3 protein-coding genes are annotated in these 2,729 nt (G+C 72.7%); 2 read left to right on the top strand and 1 reads right to left on the bottom strand.

The genetic code is table 11. The annotated features are described in order from the left end of the window. Positions 1-1,051, bottom strand: a 1,051-nt coding sequence (locus tag AB0C29_RS42295) for a glycosyltransferase (protein ID WP_360833131.1), incomplete at its 3' end; no start/stop codon positions are given. A gap of 120 nt (positions 1,052-1,171) precedes the next feature. Between AB0C29_RS42295 and AB0C29_RS42290 the strand changes: the two genes are divergently transcribed. Both AB0C29_RS42290 and AB0C29_RS42285 read left to right on the top strand, forming a co-directional pair. Next, positions 1,172-1,627, top strand: coding sequence for an SRPBCC family protein (locus AB0C29_RS42290; RefSeq protein WP_360833129.1), 456 nt, complete (start codon positions 1,172-1,174; stop codon positions 1,625-1,627). After that, on the top strand, positions 1,624-2,628 hold the full coding sequence (locus AB0C29_RS42285) for an SDR family oxidoreductase (protein ID WP_360553327.1): 1,005 nt from the start codon (positions 1,624-1,626) through the stop codon (positions 2,626-2,628). The genes AB0C29_RS42290 and AB0C29_RS42285 overlap by 4 nt, the downstream gene beginning before the upstream one ends. Positions 2,629-2,729: the final 101 nt, after the last annotated feature.

Here is a 2,729-nt window from a genome sequence, read left to right as displayed (position 1 = left end):
CGTTGACCAGCCGGCGCAGCGCGCCGCCCAGCGCCCGCGGGTCGCGGGCCGGGATGAGGTCGCCGGTGAGGCCGTCGACGACGGTCTCGTTGATGCCGCCGACCGAGGTGCCGATCACCGGCACGCCGCAGGCCATCGCCTCCAGCGGGGCCAGCTCGAACTGCTCCTGCCACGGCGCGGCGACCAGCAGGTCGGCCGAGCGGTACCAGCGGGGCATGTCGGCGCTGGGCACGCTGCCGACCAGCCGCACCCGGTCGGCGACCTGGTAGTGCTCGGCCAGCGCCCGCAGCTTCTTGGCCTGCGGGTCGGTGGCGAGCTGGGCCGCGGATGGGCCGCCGACCACGACGTATTCGGCGCCGGGGAGGTAGCGCATGGCCTGGATGACGTCGCCGTAGCCCTTGCGCTCGACCAGCCGGCCGACGGAGAGGATGCGGGGGCGTTCCGGGTCGCGCTCGACCGCAGGGCCCTCCGGGGTGAACCGATCGCTGTCGACGCCGGCGGGCACCACGGTCAGCTGGGTGCGCGGCACGCCGATGCGGACGAGACCGCGAGCCTCGTTCTGGGTCTGGGCGACGACCCGGTCGACCGCCCGGCCCAGCGCGCGCTCGTAACCGGCCCGGGTGGCTCCGCCGCCGGCCGGCCCGGCCTCGCCGAGCTCGTGGAACGACTGGACGACCGGGATGCCGACCTGGCGGGCGGCGGTGACCGCGGCCAGGCCGCTGGTCCAGAAGTGGGCGTGGGCGACCTCGGGCAGCCAGTCGGTGTCGCGCCACTCGGTGCGCAGCCACTGGGCGAAATCGCCCATGTGGGACAGCAGCTGCTCGGGCGGCAGGGCCAGTGCGGGTCCGGCCGGCACGTGCACGACGTGCACACCCTCGCTCATCTTCACGATGGCGGGCAGGTGCGGGTCGTCGCGGCGGGTGTAGACGCGCACCTCATGGCCCTGCTCGGCCAGGGCGGCGGACAGCTCGGCTACGTGGCGCTGCTGAACGCCGGTGGTGTCGCGCGTGGTCAGCGGGCTCGCGTGCTCGGAGATCATCGCGATACGCACGGGGTCCTCCTCCAACAGCTTGATTCCGGGAGAAAGACCGGAGTTGAGGCTGTGATACGCGGCGAGACATGCCCGTCACTCAAAAGCGTAAACATGCCAGGTGCCGGGTACGAGTGCCTCGTGGCTATCGTCAAGCGTACCGTCCAGGCTCCCCCGGAGCAGGTCTTCGCCGTGCTGGCGGACGGGTGGACCTACAGCGACTGGGTAGTCGGCACGGTGCACATCAGAGACGTGGACGAGCACTGGCCCCAGGTAGGTGCCGAGTTGCACCACAAGGCCGGACCGTGGCCGCTGTCACTGCAGGACAGCTCGACGGTGCTCGCCATGGTGCCGGACCGGCTGCTGAAGCTGCGGGCGGGCCTGTGGCCGCTCGGCTCGGCGGTCGTGGAGATCGTGCTCGACCCGGTGGCCGAGGGCGGCACCCGGATCACCATGAAAGAGGACTTCGAGGCCGGGCCGCTGCTGTTCGTCCGCAACAAGCTCAACGACCTGGTGCTGCACCGGCGCAACATCGAGTCGCTGCGCCGGCTGACCGACATCGTGCTGCGCTCGGCGAGCAAGGGGGCCCAGGCATGAGTCAGGTGGTGGTCATCGCCGGTGCGAGTGCCGGTGTCGGGCGGGCGGTCACCGCGGCGTACGCGGCCCGCGGCGCCAAGCTCGCTCTGATCGCCCGCGGCCGGGCCGGGCTCGAGGGCGCCTCGCTGGAGGCCCGCGCCGCCGGTGCCGCCGACGTGCGCACGTTCCAGGTCGACGTGGCCGACGCCGAGGCGGTGCAGGAGGTCGCCGACGAGGTCGTGCGGGCCTGGGGCGGCATCGACGTCTGGGTCAACGACGCGATGGTCTCGGTCTTCGCCCCGGCCTGGGAGATCACCCCCGCCGAGTACAAGCGGGTCACCGAGGTCAACTTCCTCGGCACGGTGCACGGCACGCTCGCGGCGCTGCGGCACATGCGCCGGGCCGGGCACGGTGCCATCGTGCAGATCGGCTCCGCGCTGGCCTACCGCGGCATCCCGCTGCAGGCGCCGTACTGCGCCACCAAGCACGCCATCCAGGGTTTCAACGACTCGCTGCGGGCCGAGCTGCTGCACGACGGCAACCGGGTGAAGCTGTCGATGGTGCAGCTGCCGGCGGTCAACACCCCGCAGTTCTCCTGGGTACGGACCCGGCTGCCCCGGCACCCGCAGCCCGTCCCGCCGATCTACCAGCCGGAGGTGGTGGCCCGGGCGGTGCTCTGGGTGGCCGACCACGGCAAGCGCGAGATCAACGTCGGCGGCCCGACCCTGAAGACCCGGCTGGGCAACATCGTCGCGCCGGGCCTGCTCGACCGGTACCTGTCGCGCGACAAGCAGGGCTACGAGGGCCAGCAGACCGCCGACCCGATCGACCTGGCCACCTGGCAGGACAACGTCGACAAGCCGGCCGACGAGGAACGCGACCACGGCGCCCACGGCGTCTTCGACGACCAGTCCCGGACCAGCTCGTTCGCCCTCTGGGCGGCGATGCACAAGCCGCTGGTCGCCGGGGTCGTCAGCGCGGGACTGGGTGCGGCAGCGGCGGCCCTGGTGCGCCGCCGCTGACCGTCAGCGGTAGATGGCTTTGTGGGCCGTGCTGATCGCTGCCTCGTAGAGCCGGCCGGTCAGCGCGCGGTCGCGGGCCAGCGCCGCCCGGGCCGCGTTGG

Origin of the sequence: Actinoplanes sp. NPDC048791 (assembly GCF_040650095.1) — a bacterium.
Lineage (GTDB): Bacteria > Actinomycetota > Actinomycetes > Mycobacteriales > Micromonosporaceae > Actinoplanes.
The sequence above is the reverse complement of the archived record's forward strand: the minus strand, read 5'-3'. Positions and strand labels throughout refer to the sequence as shown.

What these genes read in the sequence shown, in the direction of transcription:
- AB0C29_RS42285 (WP_360553327.1), top strand. Translation starts at nt 1,624, where the DNA reads ATGAGTCAGGTGGTGGTCATCGCCGGTGCGAGTGCCGGTGTCGGGCGG.